Raw genomic sequence first — 19,404 nt, 5'->3', positions numbered from 1 at the left:
CCCCTCATCCGGCGCTTCGCGCCACCTTCTCCCACAAGGGGAGAAGGAAAAGGGAAGAACAGGACTTCACCCATGGCAATCAGGTTCGACGGACGCGTCGCCATCGTCACCGGCGCGGGCAATGGTCTCGGCAAGGCGCATGCGCTCGGGCTCGCCAGCCGCGGTGCGAAGGTCGTCGTCAACGATTTCGGCGGCGCGCGTGACGGCACCGGCGGCTCGCTGTCGCCGGCCGAAGCCGTGGTTGAGGAGATCCGCAAAGCGGGCGGCACCGCGATGGCCGACGGCGCCGACGTCTCGAATTTCGAGCAGGTCACCGCGATGGTCGAGCGCGCCACCAAGGAGTGGGGCAGCGTCGACCTGATGTGCGCCAATGCCGGCATTTTGCGCGACAAGTCGTTCGGCAAGATGGAGGCGGCCGATTTCCAGAAGGTGCTCGACGTGCATCTCGTCGGCACCTTCTATTGCTGCAAGGCGGCCTGGGCCGGCATGCGCGACCGCAATTACGGCCGCATCGTGCTGACGACCTCGTCCTCCGGCCTCTACGGCAATTTCGGCCAGGCCAATTACGGCGCGGCGAAATCCGGCATGGTCGGCCTGATGAACGTGCTCGCCGAGGAAGGCCGCAAGAACAACATCCGCGTCAACATCATCTCGCCGACAGCAGCGACCCGGATGACCGAAGAGCTGCTGCCGCCGCAGGCGCTGCAATTGATGAAGCCGAACGCGATCACGCCCGCGGTCGAGTACATGCTGAGCGAGGACGCGCCGACCCGCACCATCATGGGCGCCGGCGCCGGCTCGTTTGCGGTGATCAAGGTCGTGGAGAGCGAAGGTATCAACCTGCCGGAATCCGAATGGACGCCCGATGCGATCGCCGCGCATTTCGCTGAGATCAGCGACATGTCGAAGGCTAGGGCGTTGCAGGGCGCGTTCGAGCAGACGCAGAAATACGTGGCGCAAGCCGCGGCACGGGCGGGGATCAAGCTCTAACCACCTCCGTCATTCCGGGCGTCGCGAAGCGACGAGCCCGGAATGATGCCTTCCGTCATGGCCGGGCTTGTCCCGGCCATCCACGTTCTTGGCACCGCCCGCGTGGCTCCCGTGGATGCGGGCATGACGACCTATTCTTTGGCGTCCAGCTCAGCCTAAACTCCCGCCATGACACCATCCGAATCCCACATCGCCGTCATCGGTGCCGGCCCCGCCGGGCTGATGGCGGCGGAGGTGCTGGCGCAGGGGAGTGCCAGCGTCACCGTGTATGACGTCATGCCGTCCGCTGGCCGCAAATTCCTGATGGCCGGCCGTGGCGGGCTCAATCTCACCCATAGCGAGCCGCTGCCGCAGTTCATGGCGCGCTATCGCGAGGCCGCACCGAGGCTGCAAGCCGCAATCGACGCCTTTTCGCCGGACGCGTTGCGTGCCTGGAGCGAAGCGTTGGGCGAGCCGACCTTCGTCGGCACCAGCGGGCGGGTGTTTCCAAGGGCGTTCAAGGCCTCGCCCTTGCTGCGCGCCTGGCTGCGGCGGCTCGATAGCGCCGGCGTCCGGTTCGCCTTTCGTCATCGCTGGACCGGCTGGGATGCTGAGGGGCGGCTTCAGTTTCAAACACCGAATGGTACGGTCGCCACCGGGGCTGACGCCACGGTGCTGGCCCTCGGCGGCGCAAGCTGGCCACGGCTCGGATCGGACGGTGGCTGGGTCGATATCCTCGCGGCGAAAGGCATCGCTATCTCAAAGCTGCGGCCGGCCAATTCCGGCTTCACGGTTGGATGGTCCAAATTGTTCCGCGACCGCTTTGAGGGGCAGCCGCTGAAGGGCGTGGCGCTGACGATCGGTGCGCACACCGTGCGCGGCGAGGCGATGGTCACGCGCGCCGGCATCGAGGGCGGCGCGATCTACGCGCTCTCGGCCGAGCTGCGCGAGGCGGTGTTGGGCGTCGGGCAGGCGACGCTGACCATCGCGTTGCGGCCCGACCTCACCGCCGACGCACTGACCACGCGCCTGTCAGGCACGCGCGGCAAGCAATCCCTTGCAAACTTCCTGCGCAAGGCGGCGCAATTGTCGCCGGTCGGTATCGGCCTGATGCAGGAAGCCGCCATCGCGTCGGGGCGGCAGCTGGCCTCGTTCTCGCCGGCGCAGCTAGCGCATCTGGTGAACGCGATTCCGGTTCAGCTCACCGGCGTCGCCCCGATCGACCGCGCCATCTCGACCGCGGGTGGGATTGCCTTCGATGAGCTGGACGACTGCTTCATGCTGCGCAAGCTGCCCGGCGCGTTCGCCGCGGGCGAGATGCTGGACTGGGAGGCGCCGACCGGCGGCTACCTGCTGCAGGCCTCGTTCGCGACTGGAGCTGCCGCGGGCAGGGGTGTATTGGAGTGGCTCGCCCAATCGCAGAAATCGTAGGGTGGGCAAAGGCGCGAAGCGCTGTGCCCACCATCTTTCGCAGTTACCACGAGAAGTCGTGGGCACGCTTCGCTTTGCCCACCTACGGCAGTTTGCCGCTCAAAGGATGCGCGGGCGCTCCCGCAGCCCTACCGCAGCTTCCCGCGCGCGGCCACCGGCAGGGTGCCGATGATCTCCTCGCCGCGCACCATCACGACCTCGTCCATCATGTTGACGACGACGCAGACGTGGTTCGGCACGATGCGGACGACGTCGCCGACATTCGGCCGCGTGTTGCTGCGGGAGAGGTCGAGGAAGCCGTGCTCCTCGGCGAACTTCGCGATTCTGGCTTCGGGGTGCTCCAGGATCAGGCCGTGGCCGTCGAGGCCGCCGGTATCCGTGGTCAGCGTCTTCGAGCCGGCGTCGAGAATGCCGCGCTCGGGTGCGGCGCGGCTCACCACCGTCGAATAGATATGGAGCGCGCAATCGTCCCAGGTGGCGGAGCCGGCCGCGACCTGCATGCGGTCATTGTAGATGTAGGTGCCGAAGCGATGCTCGGTGCCGCCCTTGAGCTTGCCGAGGTTGACGAGGTTCGGCGTGCCGCCAGTCGAGACGATTTTTGCATCGAGCCCGTGCGCGCGCACGCCAGCGAGCGCTTCGTCGAAAAACTTCTGCGCATCGCCCCAGCCGGTCTCGGTCGGGTAGAGCATGAAGCCGGCAAACTCCAGTCCCTTCGACCCCGCGATCTCGCGTGCCAGAGCGATCGCTTCCGCGGGCGTCTCGACGCCCGCGCGCTTGCGGCCCGTGTCGCATTCGACCACGACCGAGAGCGGGCGGCCGGAAGCTGCGGCAGCCTTCGGCAGGCCGGCCACCACGGTCGAATTGTCGGCGGCGACCGTCATGTTGGTCTTGGCGTTCAGCGCGCCGAGCCGCGCCATCTTTTCTTCGCCCAGCAGATTGTAGCTGATCAGGATGTCGTCGATGCCGGCATTGGCCATGATCTCGGCCTCACCGATCTTCTGGCAGGTGATGCCCTTGGCGCCGGCCGCGACCTGCATCTTCGCGATGGTCGGGTTCTTGTGGGTCTTGATGTGCGGGCGATTGGCGACACCCGCATCATCGCAGGCCTTCTGGATGCGCGCGATGTTGCGCTCGACCTTGTCCATGTCGATGACGGCGCAGGGCGTGCCGTATTCGCGGGCGATCTTGGCGGCGAGGGGAGTGGTCATTGGCTCTCTCTATTTTCGGCCCCGTAGGATGGGTAGAGCGAAGCGAAACCCATCAGAGGCAATTCCTTTTAAGCGATGGGTTTCGCTGCGCTCTACCCATCCTACGATTCAAGCCTGCTCTATCTCTTCTCTCAGCATTTCCAGTTCGAGCCAGCGCTCTTCGGCGGCGGACAGTTCTTCATGGGCCTTGGCGATCGCAGCCGACGTATCCTCGAATGTCTTGCGATCCTTGGCGTAGAGGTTGGGATCGTCGAGCACGCGCTGCAATTTTGCAATATCGGCCTGAAGCGTGTCCATCCTCTTCGGCAGTGTTTCCAGCGCGTGCTTCTCATTGAAGCTCAGCTTCCGCCTGGGCGCCGACGACGGAACAGGGGCGCGTTCCTCTTTCTTTTCTGCAACAGGCTGCGCCTTCGTCTCGCGCTTCAGGTCCGCGCCGCGCTGGCTCAGCATGTCGCTGTAGCCGCCGGCATATTCGATCCACTTGCCGTTGCCCTCAGGCGCGATCACGGAGGTCACGACGCGGTCGAGGAAGTCGCGGTCGTGGCTGATCAGGATGACCGTGCCCTCGTAATCGCCGAGCATCTCCTCGAGCACGTCGAGCGTCTCCAGGTCGAGATCGTTGGTCGGCTCGTCCAGCACCAGCAGGTTCGAGGGCTTTGCCAGTGCGCGCGCCAGCATCAGACGGCCGCGCTCGCCGCCGGAGAGCACCTCCACCGGCGTACCGCGCTGCTCCTGGGCGAACAGGAAGTCCTTCATGTAGCCGACGACGTGTTTCGGCTTGCCGCCGACCATGATCTGATCGCCACGGCCACCGGTCAGCGCTTCGGCCAGCGTCGATTTGGGATCGAGGCTTTCGCGGCGCTGGTCGAGCGTCGCCGTCTCCAGATTGGCGCCGAGCCGCACGATGCCGGAATCAGGCTCCGCCCCGCCGGTGAGTAGATTGACCAGCGTGGTCTTGCCGGCACCGTTCGGGCCGATGACGCCGAGCCGGTCGCCGCGCTGGATGCGGGTCGAGAAATTCTCGACGATCTTGCGCTCGCCATAGGCCTTGGTGATGCCCTTGGCCTCGATCACCAGCTTGCCGGATTGCTCGGCTTCCGCCGCGGCGAGACTGGCGGCGCCGGCGGTGCCGCGATAGTCGCGGCGCTGGTCGCGCAGCGCGTGCAGATTGGCGAGACGCTTGACATTGCGCTTGCGCCGGCCGGAGACGCCGTGGCGCAGCCAGTGCTCCTCGTCGACGATCTTGCGGTCGAGCTTGTGCTGGTCGCGCTCTTCCTCGGCCAGCACCTCGTCGCGCCAGCTCTCGAACGAGGCAAAGCCGCGGTCGATCTGCTTGATCTTGCCGCGGTCGAGCCAGGCGGTCGAACGCGACAGATTGGTGAGGAAGCGGCGGTCGTGGCTGATGATCACCAGCGCGCTGCGGCGGCTGTCGAGCTCCTGCTCCAGCCATTCGATGGTGGCGAGATCGAGATGGTTGGTCGGCTCGTCCAGCAGCAATATATCGGGCGAGGGCGCGAGCACGTAGGCCAGGGCCGTGCGGCGGGCCTCGCCGCCGGAGAGATTGTGCGGGTTTTCCTCGCCGGTGAGGCCAAGCTGCTCCAGCAGGTAGCGCGCCTGGTGCTGGTCGTCGCCGGGGGCGAGCCCGGACTCGACATAAGCGAGCGTGGTCTTGTGCGCGCCGAAATCCGGCTCCTGCGGCAGATAGCGCACCGTCGCGCCAGGCTGCACGAAGCGCGTGCCGCTATCGGGCTCGACCAGGCCGGCCGCGATCTTCAGCAGTGTCGATTTGCCCGAGCCGTTGCGGCCGATCAGGCAGACGCGCTCGGAAGGCGCGACATTGAGCTCGACACCTGACAGCAGCGGCGTGCCGCCAAAGGTCAGCCTGATGTCCTTCAGTTGGATCAGCGTCGGCGCCATGATTAGCCTTGACTCAAATTCTGGCTCGTTGCGGCCGCGTCAGTGCGGCGGCGCTGGATCCGGCGCAGCGTCTGGTCGAGCGCCGAGAGGAACGCGGAGCGGTCGCGCGGCGAGAACGAGCGCGGGCCGCCGGTGACTTCGCCGGCTGAGCGCAGATCCGTCATCAAATTGCGCACCGCGAGCGTCATCCCGATCGACTCCTCGGTGAACGGTTTCCCGTTCGGCGCGATCACGTCGGCGCCCGCCTTGACGCAGCGGCTCGCCAGCGGAATGTCCGATGTCACGACGACGTCCCCCGGCTTGGCCCGCTCGGCGATCCAGTCATCGGCCGCGTCCATGCCGGCGCCGGCCGCGATACGCTCGATCAGCGGGTCCGGGGGCACGCGGATAAAGTTGCCGGCAACCACGCTGACGGGCACGTTATGCCGGAGCGCGACGCGGTAGATCTCGTCCTTCACCGGGCAGGCGTCGGCGTCGACATAGATGCGGGTGGGGGTGTCAGTCATTGGCCGCGTGGTACCCCATTCGGGCCGCAAAGGCGAGGGGATTGACCGCTGTTCCCGGGGGCCTACGATCGGCCCCGAAGCAACAAAAATAGAGGGAAGATGACCCCATGCCGAACCGGCTCGAAACCTGGCGCGTCGAGGCCTACAACACTGCAAAACAGTCCGAAAACAAGATGCACGACGACACGGTGGCGCGCCGCTTCGGCTTTTCCGGCGGGCTCGTCCCGGGCGTCGACGTCTTCGCCTACATGATGCACGTGCCGATCGCCCGCTGGGGCCGCGATTTCCTTTCCCACGGGCTGGTCGAGGCCCGCTTCATCAAGCCGGTCTACGACGGCGAGACCGCCGACGTCGATGCGACCGAGCACAACGGCCTGCTGACGATCGAGGTCTTCAGCCGCACCGAGCTTTGCGCGACGGGGACGGCCTCGCTGCCGGCGGCTGCGCCGGTGGTGTCACTGGGGGACTATGTCGAGGTGCAGGGGGTGGCCGAGCGCAAACCGGTCAGTCCCGCGACGTTCGAAATTGGCAAATGGCTCGGCACGACGCCGCGCCGCTGGGCCGGCCAGGACGCGACCGACTATCTTGCCGACGTCAGGGAGACCGATCCGATTTTCGCGCGCGAGGGGCTCGGCCACCCCGGTCTGATCCAGCGCGTGATGAACCGCGTGCTGGTCGACAACACCATTCTGGGCCCATGGATCCATGTCGGCAGCCGCATGCAGCTGCTGTCCGCCGTGCGCACCGGCGACGAGATCACCGCCCGGGCAAAGGTCACCGCGAATTACGAGAAGAAAGGCCACCGGTTCGTCGAGCTCGACGCGCTGGTCGTCGCCAACGGCACGACCCCGATTGCGCATTGCCAGCACACCGCGATCTACCAGCCGCGCGAGCAGGCGGCGGCCTGAATGCCAGTTGAGGTCTTCTTGCGTGCCTTCGTCAGTTTCAGAATAGCACTCCTGTTGTCGCTCTGTGCGCCTTGCGTCGCGCATGCCGCCGCGCCGGTGCCCGATCGTGTGTCGCTCAGTGAGCAGACGACGACGTGGAGCACCGTCAAGTTCGCCGTTGATGCGGAGAATGGCTTTGTCAGCGGGGCGCTCGACAAGAGCATCATCGTCGAACGCAATTTCAAATCCTACGTGCTTGAGAACCGATATCTGAAGGTAACGCTCGTCCCCGAATTCGGGGGGCGTATTCTTTCCATGGTCTACAAGCCGACCGGCCACGAGCAGCTTTATCGAACGGAAGTCGGAGTGCCCTACGGCATGAAGGCCGGAAATTTCTACTACGACTGGCTGATGGTGTACGGCGGGATCTTCCCAACGTTTCCGGATGCCGAGCACGGCAAGACGTGGCTGAAGCCGTGGGCTTTCCGGGTGGTGAAGGAGGGGGCCGACGAAGTCACGGTCGTGATGTCGTTCAAGGATGACGTCGACTATTCCGCGCGGCCCAGCAAGTTCAGGGGCGCGACCGGCATCGAGGCGAGCTACTACGTGACGCTGAAGGCCGATCGTGCCGCACTCGATACGCGCGTGGTGCTGAAGAATCCGAACGACAGGACGGTCCAATACGAGTACTGGACGTGCACGACGCTCGCTCCGGGATCGGAGCCGAAAAATCCCAGGGCGACGGGCGGCGCCGAAATCATCGCGCCGATCCGGACTTACACGACGCCTGCCTGGTCGGCCAATCTGGCACACGGCGACGAGAGTGCGGGTATGGGCAGGCGGCGCTTCGAAAACCTGCGCTACTTCAAGAACTGGCCAACGATGGGCATCGCCTATGCTGCACCGGATATGCAGGGCGGGAATTTCTGGGGCGTCATCAACCATGACAATGCAGAAGGCATCATTCGCATTGCGGACAATACCCTCACGCGGGGCTTGAAAATGTGGACGTGGGGGTTTCCGTCGTTCACCGGCGAAACCGATGCCCGGAAGGATCCGAACGAGTGGCGGCCGTACGTCGAATTATGGGCGGGCGTGTCAGACCAGTTTTTCCACAGCGCAGATTTTCCCGCGCGCAGTGAGGTGTCGATTCCGGAAACCTACAGCCCGACCGTCGGCATGAGCAACGTGACGCATGCGAACGAGAAAATCCTGATCAATTTCTCGGCCGAGGCGTCTCGCGCCGTCGCCGAGTTCTTCAGCATCGAACCGGCCATCCCGTTGCTTGTCACGTTGAAACAGGGTGACACGGCTCTGTTCAGCGGGGAAGTGAGCGCCGATCCGAACAACGGAAATCGCATTTCGGCCGCGATTGCCGATGGCCGCAGCGGGGAAAAGATACGGCTAACGATCAAGACCACGGACGGAATAGAGTTGATCGCCGCCGAAACGGCGATCAAGTGATCTCTTTCGAAATGCCAGGCGAAGTCCCCGGCGTTCCCCCGGTCGCGGAACTCGCCTAGGCCGCCTGACCCTTCGCATCCTGGATCGCGCGCCACACCCGCTCCGGGGTCAGCGGCATGTCGATGTGCTTGATGCCGTGGTCGGAGAGCGCATCGAGCACCGCGTTCACCACCGTCGACAGGCTGCCGGCGCAGCCGGCTTCGCCGCAGCCCTTGCTGCCGAGCGGATTGGTCGTCGCCGGCACCGGATGGTCGCCGACCGTCATGTTCGGCACGTCCTCGGCGCGGGGCAGGGCGTAGTCCATCAGCGAGCCCGTGATCGGCTGGCCGCTCTCGTCGTAGCGGATGTGCTCCATCAGCGCCTGGCCGATGCCCTGGACCACGCCGCCATGGAGCTGGCCCGCGACCAGCATCGGGTTGATCACCGTGCCGAAATCGTTGACCGCGCTGTAGCGCACGATCTGCACCACGCCGGTGTCCGGATCGATCTCCACTTCAGCGACATGGCAGCCGTTCGGGAAGGCCGACGGCACCGGCTCGCTGGTGTGGTCGACGTCGAGTGAGTCAGGCACGCCCTCCGGCACCTTGCCGTCATGCAGCTTCCTCGCCAGCTCCATGATGTCGATGCTGCGGTCGGTGCCGGCGATGGTGAAACTGCCGCCTTCGAACTCGATGTCGGCTTCGGACGCCTCCAGCATGTGCGCGGCGGCGCGCTTGCCCTTCTCGATGACGAGCTTGGCGGCGCCCACGATCGCCATGCCGCTCGCGGTGATCGAGCGCGAACCGCCGGTGCCGTTGCCGGTGTGGACGATGTCGCTGTCGCCCTGCACCAGCTTGACGCTCTCGAAGGGGACGCCGAGCTGCTCGCACAGCACCTGCGCGAACGGCGTGGCATGGCCCTGGCCGTAATCGAGCGTGCCGGTGATCAGCTGCACCGTGCCATCAGGATCGAACACGATCTTGCCGAGCTCGACGCTCGGCGGCGCCGTGACCTCGAGATAGGAGCCGACCGCGATGCCGCGCAGCTTGCCGGCCTTCTTGCTTTCCTTCTTGCGCTTCGCGAAATTCTCGTGGTCGGAGATTTCGAGCGCCTTGTTGAAAACCGCCTGGAAGTCGCCGCTGTCATAAGTGACGCCGGAGGACGCGGCGAACGGCATCTGGTTCTGCTTGATGAAGTTGCGCTTGCGCATCGTCAACCGGTTGATGCCCATCTCGTCGGCGGCGCGGTCGATCAGCCGCTCCATGTAGTAGTTGGCCTCGGGCCGGCCGGCGCCGCGATAGGCGCCCATCAGCGTGGTGTTGGTCAGCACCGTCTTGATGTCGATGCCCATCAGCGGCGTGCGGTAGACGCTGGAGAAGTTCTTGCCGGTGTTGAGCGAGAGCGGCCCCGGTGCAACGCCGGTGATGTAGGCGCCGAGATTGCCGTAGCCGGACAGCTTTGCCGCGAGGAAGTGCCCCTCGGCATCGAGCGCCAGCTCGGCATGGATCTTCTGCGCGCGGCCGTGGCTGTCGGAGAGGAAGCTGGTGGAGCGCTCGTCCAGCCACTTCACCGGCTTGCCCAGTTCCTTCGCCGCGTACAGGATGCACATGTATTCGGGATAGTTGATGTTCTTCATACCGAAGGAGCCGCCGACATTGGCGGTGAGGATGCGCACCTTCTCGTTCGGCACTTTCAGGTTCTTGGCGAGATTGGCGCGGTTGCCGGCGACGCCCTGCGTCGGCACCTGAAGCGTGTAGCGCTCGGTTGTCTTGTCGTAGGAGGCGAGCCCCACGCGCGGCTCCATCGAGACCACGGCGACGCGGGTGTTCTCGATGTCGATCCTGGTGACATGGGCGGCGCTGGCGAAGGCCGCATTGACCTTGTCCATGTCGCCATAGTGGTAGTCGAGCGCGACGTTATCAGGAATGTGGTCGTAAAGCTGCGGCGCGCCGGGCTTTGCTGCTTCCTCGGGATCGGTCACCGCGGGCAGGGGCTCGATGTCGAGCTCCACGGCCTCGGCGGCGTCGCGCGCCTGGGCCAGCGTCTCCGCCACCACGAAGGCGACGGGATCGCCGACAAAGCGGACCTTGTCGGTCGCGAGCGGCTGACGGTTGGTCTGGAGCAGGGGTGAGCCGTCGCGGCTCTTCAGCGGCAGGCCGCAGGTGAAGGGGCCATAGCCGGCGGCATCGAGGTCGGTTCCGGTCCACACCCCCAGTACGCCCGGCATCGCCTTGGCGGCGTCGATGCCGATGCCGCGGATGACGCCATGGGCATGGGTGGAGCGGACGATCACGGCATAGGCCTGGCCGGGCAGGTTGAAATCGTCGGTGTAGCGGCCCTTGCCGCGGACCAGCGTGTCGTCTTCCTTGCGGCGGACCGGCTGCCCGACGCCGTATTTTTGCAGTGCAATAGCGTTTTCGAGCGTGGAGGATTTGGTGTGTTCTTGCATGGAAATGACCTGAAAAGCCGGCATTTGCGCGATTTCGCGGGGCGCTTGGAGGGGCCGGACCCCCTTTCAGATAGCCCACGGACCCGTTCACGACAACGCACGAATGGACATGGTCCCATGTGATGCGATGTTGCGCAGCCCCGCCGCGCTGCTAATGTTTCAGGCGAAAAAGCAATTCCGGATCGGCCCCTTGCGGTCGTGGAAAGACAGTTCGTAATGAATGACCACACGCGGCTCCGCGACGGCCATGTGCCGCACGGTGAGCTGGAGGGGTCGATGGCGGCGGTGGCGTTGGCCACCGAACCGGCCGTCCCCGCGCAGGCCGTCGGAACCGGCGTCTACGCGGCGCTGGACCTCGGCACCAACAATTGCAGGCTGCTGATCGCCTGTCCGACCCACGACGGCTTTCGCGTGGTCGATTCCTTCTCGCGCATCATCCGGCTCGGCGAGGGGGTTTCGGCGACCGGGTGCATCAGCGAGGCCGCCATCGAGCGCGCCATCGCCGCGCTCAGCATCTGCCGCGACAAGATCAATCTGCGCAAGGCGCGGCGCCTGCGGTTGATCGCGACCGAAGCCTGCCGCGCCGCCTCGAACGCCGAAGGTTTCCGCAGCCGCGTCGCGGCCGAGACCGGCATCGAGCTCGAGGTGATCGACCGCGAGACCGAGGCCGCGCTCGCCGTGCTCGGCTGCTCGCCGCTGGTCGATCCCCGGGGCAGGGGCGCGATCCTGTTCGACATCGGCGGCGGCTCGACCGAGCTGGTGCGGATCGAGCGGGACCCGGAGAATCCGGAGCCGCGCATCAAAGCCTGGATGTCGATCCCGTACGGCGTGGTCACGCTCGCCGAACAGTTCGGCGGCCGCGATGTGACGCCGGAGATCTACGCCGCCATGGAGCGGGAGGTGGCAAACCACGTCGCGCCGTTCTCGGAACAGCACGGCCGCGATCTCACGGATATGCACCTGCTCGGCACCTCGGGCACGGTGACGACGCTGGCCGGCATTCACCTCAACCTGCCGCGCTACGACCGCCGCCGCATCGACAGCATCTGGATGAACGACGCCGACATCACCGCGACCATCAGCAAGCTGCTCGGCATGAGCTACGAGGAGCGCGCGAACAACAGCTGCATCAGCGTCGAACGCGCCGATCTCGTGCTGGCCGGCTGCGCCATCCTCGATGCGATCAGGCGCGCCTTCCCACTGCCGCGCCTGCGCGTCGCCGACCGGGGCCTCCGCGAGGGCATGCTGGTCGAGATGATGCGCGAGGACGGCGCGCTCAGGAGCTGGTGAGATGGCGAAAGACACCACCGGCCGCTTGCACGTCCAGGTCAAGACCGGCGGCAAGCGCAAATTGTCGTCGAAGCTGTGGCTGGAGCGGCAGCTCAACGATCCCTATGTCGCGAAAGCAAAGGCGGCAGGCTATCGCTCGCGCGCCGCGTTCAAGCTGCTCGAGATCGACGACAAGTTCCGGCTGCTGAAATCAGGCATGGCCGTGGTCGACCTCGGCGCCGCGCCCGGCGGCTGGAGCCAGATCGCCGCCAAGCGTGTCGGCTCCGCGGAGGGCAAGGGCAAGGTCGTCGCGATCGACCTGCTGGAGATGCCGGAGATCGTCGGCGTCGACTTCGCCCAGCTCGACTTCATGGACAATGATGCGCCCGACAAGCTCACGGAAATGCTCGGCGGCAAGGCGGACGTCGTGATGTCCGACATGGCCGCCAACACCACCGGTCACCGCAAGACCGATCAGCTCCGCATCGTCGGTCTCGTCGAGACGGCGGCTGCCTTTGCCTGCGACGTGCTCAAGCCCGGCGGCACGTTCCTGGCCAAGACGTTCCAGAGCGGTGCCGACGCCGATCTGCTCGCCCAGCTCAAGCGCGACTTTGCGACGGTGCGCCATGTGAAGCCGGCGGCGAGCCGGCAAGACTCGTCGGAGCGCTACGTGCTGGCGACGGGATTTCGTGGGGCGGGCGGAGAATAGTATCCAGCCTTTCCCTAAGAGCCTCGCCGCTCGACCGAGATCATCTGTTGCCGTGCGCGGCCCTTGCCGAGCGCTTGGACGTCGATCCGACGTCTTGAGAGTTGTGGCGCGATATCATGTTAATAATATCATAATTCTGTAGCGATGCAAAGCGATGATCCGGCCGCCATGATCCGGTGGTCTCCTGTCGCGTACGCAATCTCAGGCAGATTTCGAGCCGGAACTGTTTGAGGAGACCGGGCGATGTCTGAGCCGACGAGCGTGTTGTCCATCATCGCTTTGAGAGAAACCATCACCCCTTCCTCAACCGGCGGTGTGATCCAAGCCGGCGACATCGTGACATTCACGTTGGCCATGAGCAGCGCCGTGACCGTCACGGGCGGCACGCCGACATTCACGCTCAACGACGGCGGCATTGCCGTTTACGACGCGGCGGCAACCGCAGCATTCGGCGATTCGACCAAGTTGGTGTTCAGCTACAAAGTCGCAGCGTCCGATTTGTCGGTGGATGGCCTCTCCTTCGTGCGTGGCGACCAGAACGGCTCCATCATCATCGATTCCACAGGCCGAGGCCCCGACTTCACCGGCGTGTTCACCACTCCCTTCTCCGGCATTCGGGTCGACACGCCGCCGACAACGGTGACATCTGTCGTGGCCTCGCCATCAAACGGCGTGGAGCACGTGGGCGACACCGTGACGTTCACGGTGACCATGAGCCGTGGTGTGACGGTCACTGGCGGCGCGCTGACGTTTACACTCAACAATGGCGGGATCGCGGTTTTTGACGCGTCCGCCACCGCTGCGCTCGGCGACCCCAGCAAGATGGTGTTGAGCTACACGGTTGGAGCGTCCGATCTTCCGTTGGACGGCCTGTCGTTCGTGCGCGGCGACCAGAACGGTTCTGTCATTGTCGACGGGATGGGTCTTGGCCCCGACTTCTCCGGCGTGTTCGCCGCCTCCTTCTCGGCCATCCACGTCGACACGCCGCCGACGACGGTGACCTCCGTCACCGCTTCGCCATCAAACGGCGTGGCGCATGCGGGCGACACCGTGGTCTTCACGGTGACCATGAGCCGCGCCGTGACGGTCACGGGCGACGGACTGACGTTCACGCTCAACGACGGCGGCGTCGCGGTCTATGACGCGGCCGCAACCGAAGCGCTCGGCGATCCGACCAAGATGGTGTTCAGCTACACGGTCGGTGCTACCGACTTGCCGATGAGCGGCTTGTCCTTCGTGCGTGGCGATCAGAATGGCTCCGTCATCGTCGACGGGATGGGCAGAGGCCCGGATTTTTCGGGTGTGTTCGCGGCGTCGTTCTCGGCACTTCAGGTCGCGACGACTGCGCCGGGCGTCCACGCCGCCGGGCCTCAGTTTCCGCTGGGCGACTTTTCCTTCAGCATATATCCAGCGCCAATGGCGGCATTGACGAACGGAAATTTTGTGGTCGTAGGAGGTAACGCCGGCTCTGCCAGAATCTTCAGTCCGGATGGCGCGCCGGTGTCCGCTCCGGCGACCCTGCCGTTTCAACCCGGTGTCAAGGTCACGGGACTGGCGAATGGCGGGTTCGCTGTCGCGGGCGTGCATCAAACCTACAACTCCTCTGTCTTCCCGACTCAGCACTACGACACCATCGAGGTTCAGCTATTCGACTCGACTGGCGCCCCGACCGGCGCGCCGCTTCAAGTCAGCCCCCGGACAACCCATCCACAAAGCGTGTATCTCGGCGATATCTCCAAGCTCACAAACGGCGGCTTCGTCGTCGAGTGGGGATATTCGAGTCCGACCGGTGAAATCAGCCTCCAGAACAGCCGCGCGATTCAGATTTTCGCGGCTGATGGGACCAAGGTCGGCAGCGAGATCACGGTCGATTCGGGGGCCTGGGGAGTGGCGGGTTTAGCCGACGGCAATTTCGTTGTGGTCCAGACCCATCAACTCGTACCGGAGATGACTGCACAGATCTTTGATGCCAGCGGCAATAAGGTCGGTTCTGAATTCAGACTCGCCTCACAACCGCCAAACGGCGGAGCCGGCGCCAGCATTGCCGCGCTGCCGACCGGCGGGTTTGTCATCGCGTGGGAGTCATATGAAGCCGGCTTTGCTCACCCGCTCTGGGTGCAACAATTTGCCGCCGACGGCACGAAAATTGGATTGCAGTTCCGGCTCGACCGGCCAGACTCCGGATTCTCTCCCTTCTACCCCAAAGTCGCCGCGTTGGCGGACGGCAATTTCGTCGTGACCTGGCGAGAGAATAACGCCGCAAAAGCGCAGGTGTTCGATGCGTACCAGCAACAGCCAGCCGGTCCCGCCTACGGTCTCGGTGTCTCGTTCGGGGATCGGGTCCAGGTCGCCGCGCTCCCTGACGGGGGCTTCGTCGTGAACGGGTACGATAGCCTCGGCCGCATCACCATTGCAAAGACCTACGCTCCGGACATCGCCGTAACCGCGATCGCAGCAGGCACGACACTCGATATCCCGGGCACCTCCACCGCCAAGCTCGCTTTCGCGCCGGGCGGCGCGACGCTTCAGCTCGACAATTCCGACGCGTTCGCCGGATCGATCACGGGATTCGGCGACGGCGACCGCATCGACCTGGCCGATATCGCGTTCAGCGGTGCGGGCACGACGCTCGGCTATACGGCGAATGCCAGCAACAGCGGCGGCCATCTCACCGTCTCCGATGGCACGCATATCGCGTCGTTGACGTTGCTCGGCCAGTACGCCGCCACGAGCTTCGTGCTGACCTCCGACGGCCACGGCGGCACGCTTGTCAGCGCGGCCCAGGATGCGGCCAATCAGTCTCAACTGGCCGCGCATACCTGACAGCCTGCGCGAACCCGGTGCGCGCTCGATCGTCGGGCGCGTCTGCTTGCGACAACGCACCAGCGGCCATCGCCGGTGCCGCTACGGCACCGTTTACCCGTGCACGCGCAGATAGATCGACGATGGAAAATGGCCCGTCGTATTGGGCACGTTCAAGCCGTTGACGTCGGCGATCGGTACATATTCCGGAAAGACCTCCTTCAGCACGTCCTGCGCGTCATAGTGCAGCATGCTGAGGCAGAACAGGATCTCCAGCCGGTCGTTGTTGGTCAGCAGCGCCTGGAGCACGGTCGTCTCGGCGCCCTGGAACAGCGCGTCCAGGAGATCGCGCTGAAACGAGTAGGGGAAATAGATGTCGTGAATGTGGATCACGCAGCCCGGCTTGATGCGCGGAATCACCTCGAGATAGAGGTGAGCGACGTCGCCGACCGGCCGGACCACATGCGATGTGTCGATGAACAGGAAATCGCCGTCTCCAAGCTGATCGAACGTCGCGGGGTCGAGCTCCTCCACCTTGCTGGCCACCAGCTCGATCTCGGGCGAGCTCTTCAGATAATCGCTCGGATACGGTTCGATGCAGGTATGTCTGCCGGGATGCCCCTCCGACGCGTTCATCGCCAGCGCCTTCGTCGCGCAATGTGTCGACACGCCTGACCCGACCTCGATTACGCGCTTGGGCTTGAGCCAGCGCAACACGCCGTGCAGGGCTTGCGCCTCGACATAGCCGAAGCCCGGCCCAAAGCCCTTGGCCGCGCCTTCCTGGTAGGTGCTGTTGCCGCGGTATTCGGGCTCGAACGGCTTGACGATCTCCCGCAGGCGCGAGGCTTGCCGCGCGATGTCGGCGTCGATCCCGGTCATCGGCGACCGCTTCGCCCATTTGTCCTTCGTCCGTTCCAGCTCGCGCACGTCGGCGATCGGCGTGTAGTAATGGTTCGGCAGCACGACGAGGCCGCCGCTCAGCGCCACCCGATGCACCCTCAGGAAGGTCGATTTGATGATGTCCCTGGACAGCCTGTTCACGCGCAACATCCCAATTCGTCCCGACGGACACCGTCTATCACGCGAAATACGACAGTTTGATGCGGCGCGCGTTCGATATGATATTTTGTGACGGCAATATCGTCATTTGGCGTGACGTTCGGGAATCCGTCTGCATTTTTGCTTTTGCTGGTCGGCGCGCGCTTCGCGAAATCGACTTGATATCATAACATAACAATCAGGCGTTACATTTTATCGCCTGCTCTCCCTGGCCTTGATGTCCAGGGAGGGGCGTCTTTGTGAATTTGCAATGCAAAGGCCGTTGAAAATGTCTGTTTCGCGACGCGATCTCTTGAAGGCAGGCGCGGTTACCATCCCGTCAGACTTGGCGGCGACAAAAATTGTTCTGCCCGCCCACAGCCCGCGGCGCACATCTCGCAATCTTCCCGCGCGCATCATTCGTTATGTGATATTATCATAATCCTGTAGCGATCGAGGGTGATGATGCTGTCTGCCGCAATCTAAGCGGGCAATCCTGCTTCTGGGGAATAGCATGCACATCCTGAACAATCCGGGCCGTCCAGCGGGCCGGCAGCATCGTCGTCTTGTTCTCGCGGCTCTCGCCGCGACAGCGCTGAGTCTGAGCCAGATTCAGATCGCGGCGGCGGACGCGACCATCTCGATCGACGCGGCTTCGACGCTTCCTCAAAACGGCGGCAACGTGCTGCCCACCCTGAAGAACATTTTCCAGAGCGGCAATGCGCCGGGGTCCGTGAGCGGTTACCCCGATACGCTCACCGATCAGATGCTGCCGCTGCTCGCGGGCATCGGCACGAAGCGGGCCCGCCTGCTGCTGACCGATGAATATTGCGACATCGACGCCCAGGGAAATTTCGGCGGCAACGACGCCGCCACCCCTCCCACCTTTAGCGCGGGCGATTGCTTCCCGCTGTCGTGGCAGCTCGACTGGCTGCTCAAGGCCAATCTTTCACCTCGCATGGCGGTCGCCTCGCACATGCCGATCAGCTTTATTCACTACGGCGAGCCGGAGACGTGGGGCGACCGGCGCATCGATCCGAACAACGCCAACAGCCCGAAAATCATCGATCACTACAAGGATTACGCCAAGGCACTGGTGCGCTACATCGCCACCAGGGCGTTCACGGGCAGCGCGCAAACGGCGGTCTTCGAGGTCAGCAACGAGATCGACATCGCGGCTGATTACCCGGTGTGCAACGGCTCGACGTGCACCCCTCCGGACCTCGGCCCCTGGAAGCGCTGGCTGTGGTGGATGAACCCGACGACGTACAGCTTCAGCTCAACTGCACAGGCCTACGCGATCACCGACGAGGACAAGCCGCAATTGGGATTTCCCAACAATGGCGACGTGCGGCGTCTCGGCCGCAATCTCCTGCCGGTGCAGAAGATCTTTGCCGACGCGATCACCGCGGTGAACGCCGAGCTTGGCCAGAACAGCGCCTATAACGGCAAGACCATCGAGGTCGCGGGCCCCGCGATGGCCGGCTGGAATCTGATTGTGAGACCGCAGGGAACGGGCCCCTCGCTGGAGGAGCAGTTCATCGAGCAGGTTTTCAATCCGTCCGCTCTGCCGTACGGCGCCAAGTTCAACATGCCGCTCAATCACTTCTCGTTCCATTACTACGGCTCGGTCGAAACCCTCCGCACCAACACGGTCGAGCATGCCTGCGATGACGTCACTCAGCCGTTCGCCCTGTTCGAGCAGATGACCAATGCCTACAGGGCCAAGCTGAACGCGTACAACATGCAGAACGTGCCGCTCTTCCTGTCGGAATGGGGACCGTCGAGCTGCTCGAACGGCGACGTCAACTGGTCGCACAAGGGAGCAGCATGGGTTGCCGCGTTCCTGCCGGAGGCGCTGGCCCAGGGCGTGACGATGGGATCCTTCCTCACGGTCGAGGATCGGCTCGTCTATGGCGGGCCGGCCGCTCCTTCGGCCCTCGGCACGGCCAGCCTGCTGCACACTTATGGCAGCGAAACTTCCTACACCTTCCTGCCGAAGCCGCACACCAACGTGTTCAAGATGTACAATCTGATGACGGGGCTGCGCAATCAGGTCACGGTGACGCCGACCTCGGGGTCGCACCTCAATGCGTTCGTCACCAGCGACCAGAGCTCGACCAATGTCATGGTCTACAATTTCGACCCGTATCTGGTGTTCAACAACGACGCCAACACCCGAACCGGCACGGCGGAGAACTTCTCCATTTCCGTCTCGAACATCTTCAAGACGGTTGGCCACAGCGGGCCGGTGAGGGTCAAGCGCTACCAGGTCGACGCGACCACGAGCAACCTCAAGAACTTCATCGACTACGCGAACGCTCATTCCGGCAACACCAGCGGCGCACCGGATCCGAGCCTGCAATTGATCGAGGACTACACGGCGACCGCGGTCAACGGCGAGGTTCAGCTCCAAAGCTCGACCGCAGGCTCGACGCCGAAGCCGTTGGGATTGGGCGTCACGCTCTATCGCATCACGCTGAACTGACGCGCTTCGAGCGGCCCGAGAGGGCGGCAGACGATGAAGAGCGGCGGCCCTCAGGCCGTCGTTTTTCGTTGCCGTTAGTCGTAATGCGCGAGCATCTGTTCCAGCGATGGAGCGGCGGTCGTCGTCGCCGAGGGCGGCAGCAGGGACACGGCAGTCAGGACGTGGAGCATGACGAAGCCTGCCGCGATGATCGCCAGCAGCGCATTCTCGCTCAGCGGCGGAGCTTGAATGAAGCTCTCGCGCTGCTCTTCTCCGATCGACATTGTCAGTGGTCCTCCAGGCTTGGCG

Annotated in this window: 14 protein-coding genes; 8 read left to right on the top strand and 6 right to left on the bottom strand. The window is 64.4% G+C overall.

The window, feature by feature from the left end:
* Positions 1-72: 72 nt before the first annotated feature.
* Both QA642_RS29255 and QA642_RS29250 read left to right on the top strand, forming a co-directional pair.
* Positions 73-990 carry an SDR family NAD(P)-dependent oxidoreductase gene (locus tag QA642_RS29255; protein ID WP_283079933.1) on the top strand — a complete coding sequence of 306 codons (918 nt, stop codon included), beginning with the start codon at positions 73-75 and terminating at the stop codon, positions 988-990.
* 222 nt (positions 991-1,212) lie between these two features.
* A complete protein-coding gene (locus tag QA642_RS29250) occupies positions 1,213-2,400 on the top strand; it encodes a TIGR03862 family flavoprotein (RefSeq protein WP_283087002.1) in 1,188 nt (395 codons plus the stop codon).
* A 128-nt stretch (positions 2,401-2,528) separates the two neighbouring features.
* Here the strand turns inward: QA642_RS29250 and QA642_RS29245 are convergent, their stop codons facing one another.
* From QA642_RS29245 to QA642_RS29235, 3 genes are all read right to left on the bottom strand, one after another.
* The gene (locus QA642_RS29245) at positions 2,529-3,608 is read right to left on the bottom strand and encodes a D-TA family PLP-dependent enzyme (protein ID WP_283079932.1); all 1,080 of its coding nucleotides are present in this window, start codon (positions 3,606-3,608) and stop codon (positions 2,529-2,531) included.
* A gap of 108 nt (positions 3,609-3,716) precedes the next feature.
* A complete protein-coding gene (locus tag QA642_RS29240) occupies positions 3,717-5,525 on the bottom strand; it encodes an ATP-binding cassette domain-containing protein (protein WP_283079931.1) in 1,809 nt (602 codons plus the stop codon).
* 2 nt (positions 5,526-5,527) lie between these two features.
* On the bottom strand, positions 5,528-6,031 hold the full coding sequence (locus QA642_RS29235) for a YaiI/YqxD family protein (protein ID WP_283079930.1): 504 nt from the start codon (positions 6,029-6,031) through the stop codon (positions 5,528-5,530).
* A gap of 107 nt (positions 6,032-6,138) precedes the next feature.
* On the opposite strand from QA642_RS29235, the gene QA642_RS29230 reads away from it, so the two are divergent.
* Positions 6,139-6,939, top strand: a complete 801-nt coding sequence (locus tag QA642_RS29230; RefSeq protein ID WP_283079929.1) for a hypothetical protein — start codon at positions 6,139-6,141, stop codon at positions 6,937-6,939.
* Positions 6,940-8,382 carry a DUF5107 domain-containing protein gene (locus QA642_RS29225; RefSeq protein WP_283079928.1) on the top strand — a complete coding sequence of 481 codons (1,443 nt, stop codon included), beginning with the start codon at positions 6,940-6,942 and terminating at the stop codon, positions 8,380-8,382. It begins immediately after the preceding gene.
* Positions 8,383-8,437: 55 nt separating this feature from the next.
* Here QA642_RS29225 and QA642_RS29220 read toward each other — a convergent pair whose 3' ends face one another.
* Positions 8,438-10,810 (bottom strand): xanthine dehydrogenase family protein molybdopterin-binding subunit, encoded by a 2,373-nt coding sequence (locus QA642_RS29220; RefSeq protein ID WP_283079927.1) that lies wholly within the window; start codon positions 10,808-10,810, stop codon positions 8,438-8,440.
* Positions 10,811-11,026: 216 nt separating this feature from the next.
* Between QA642_RS29220 and QA642_RS29215 the strand changes: the two genes are divergently transcribed.
* The 3 genes from QA642_RS29215 to QA642_RS29205 all read left to right on the top strand — a co-directional run bounded on the left by QA642_RS29215 (position 11,027) and on the right by QA642_RS29205 (position 15,611).
* Positions 11,027-12,100: a Ppx/GppA phosphatase family protein gene (locus QA642_RS29215; protein ID WP_283079926.1), complete on the top strand. Its 1,074-nt coding sequence runs from the start codon at positions 11,027-11,029 to the stop codon at positions 12,098-12,100.
* 1 nt (position 12,101) lies between these two features.
* On the top strand, positions 12,102-12,788 hold the full coding sequence (locus tag QA642_RS29210) for an RlmE family RNA methyltransferase (protein ID WP_283079925.1): 687 nt from the start codon (positions 12,102-12,104) through the stop codon (positions 12,786-12,788).
* A gap of 243 nt (positions 12,789-13,031) precedes the next feature.
* On the top strand, positions 13,032-15,611 hold the full coding sequence (locus tag QA642_RS29205; RefSeq protein ID WP_283079924.1) for a hypothetical protein: 2,580 nt from the start codon (positions 13,032-13,034) through the stop codon (positions 15,609-15,611).
* Positions 15,612-15,704: 93 nt separating this feature from the next.
* Here QA642_RS29205 and QA642_RS29200 read toward each other — a convergent pair whose 3' ends face one another.
* Positions 15,705-16,631: a class I SAM-dependent methyltransferase gene (locus QA642_RS29200; RefSeq protein WP_283079923.1), complete on the bottom strand. Its 927-nt coding sequence runs from the start codon at positions 16,629-16,631 to the stop codon at positions 15,705-15,707.
* A gap of 511 nt (positions 16,632-17,142) precedes the next feature.
* On the opposite strand from QA642_RS29200, the gene QA642_RS29195 reads away from it, so the two are divergent.
* The gene (locus QA642_RS29195) at positions 17,143-19,116 is read left to right on the top strand and encodes a hypothetical protein (protein ID WP_283079922.1); all 1,974 of its coding nucleotides are present in this window, start codon (positions 17,143-17,145) and stop codon (positions 19,114-19,116) included.
* A 74-nt stretch (positions 19,117-19,190) separates the two neighbouring features.
* Here the strand turns inward: QA642_RS29195 and QA642_RS29190 are convergent, their stop codons facing one another.
* Positions 19,191-19,379 carry a hypothetical protein gene (locus QA642_RS29190; RefSeq protein WP_283079921.1) on the bottom strand — a complete coding sequence of 63 codons (189 nt, stop codon included), beginning with the start codon at positions 19,377-19,379 and terminating at the stop codon, positions 19,191-19,193.
* Positions 19,380-19,404 lie beyond the last annotated feature (25 nt).

It is taken from the genome of Bradyrhizobium sp. CB2312 (genome assembly GCF_029714425.1).
Lineage (GTDB): Bacteria > Pseudomonadota > Alphaproteobacteria > Rhizobiales > Xanthobacteraceae > Bradyrhizobium.
Note: the sequence above shows the minus strand (reverse complement) of the source record. Positions and strands in the feature narration are given on the sequence as shown.

Excerpts from the sequence above, each read along its gene's own strand:
- QA642_RS29205 (WP_283079924.1), top strand. The coding sequence starts at position 13,032 with ATGTCTGAGCCGACGAGCGTGTTGTCCATCATCGCTTTGAGAGAAACC.
- QA642_RS29220 (WP_283079927.1), bottom strand. The coding sequence starts at position 10,810 with ATGCAAGAACACACCAAATCCTCCACGCTCGAAAACGCTATTGCACTG.
- QA642_RS29245 (WP_283079932.1), bottom strand. The coding sequence starts at position 3,608 with ATGACCACTCCCCTCGCCGCCAAGATCGCCCGCGAATACGGCACGCCC.
- QA642_RS29210 (WP_283079925.1), top strand. The coding sequence starts at position 12,102 with ATGGCGAAAGACACCACCGGCCGCTTGCACGTCCAGGTCAAGACCGGC.
- QA642_RS29250 (WP_283087002.1), top strand. The coding sequence starts at position 1,213 with ATGGCGGCGGAGGTGCTGGCGCAGGGGAGTGCCAGCGTCACCGTGTAT.
- QA642_RS29240 (WP_283079931.1), bottom strand. The coding sequence starts at position 5,525 with ATGGCGCCGACGCTGATCCAACTGAAGGACATCAGGCTGACCTTTGGC.
- QA642_RS29230 (WP_283079929.1), top strand. The coding sequence starts at position 6,139 with ATGCCGAACCGGCTCGAAACCTGGCGCGTCGAGGCCTACAACACTGCA.
- QA642_RS29195 (WP_283079922.1), top strand. The coding sequence starts at position 17,143 with ATGCACATCCTGAACAATCCGGGCCGTCCAGCGGGCCGGCAGCATCGT.
- QA642_RS29190 (WP_283079921.1), bottom strand. The coding sequence starts at position 19,379 with ATGTCGATCGGAGAAGAGCAGCGCGAGAGCTTCATTCAAGCTCCGCCG.
- QA642_RS29255 (WP_283079933.1), top strand. The coding sequence starts at position 73 with ATGGCAATCAGGTTCGACGGACGCGTCGCCATCGTCACCGGCGCGGGC.
- QA642_RS29215 (WP_283079926.1), top strand. The coding sequence starts at position 11,027 with ATGAATGACCACACGCGGCTCCGCGACGGCCATGTGCCGCACGGTGAG.
- QA642_RS29235 (WP_283079930.1), bottom strand. The coding sequence starts at position 6,031 with ATGACTGACACCCCCACCCGCATCTATGTCGACGCCGACGCCTGCCCG.
- QA642_RS29225 (WP_283079928.1), top strand. The coding sequence starts at position 6,940 with ATGCCAGTTGAGGTCTTCTTGCGTGCCTTCGTCAGTTTCAGAATAGCA.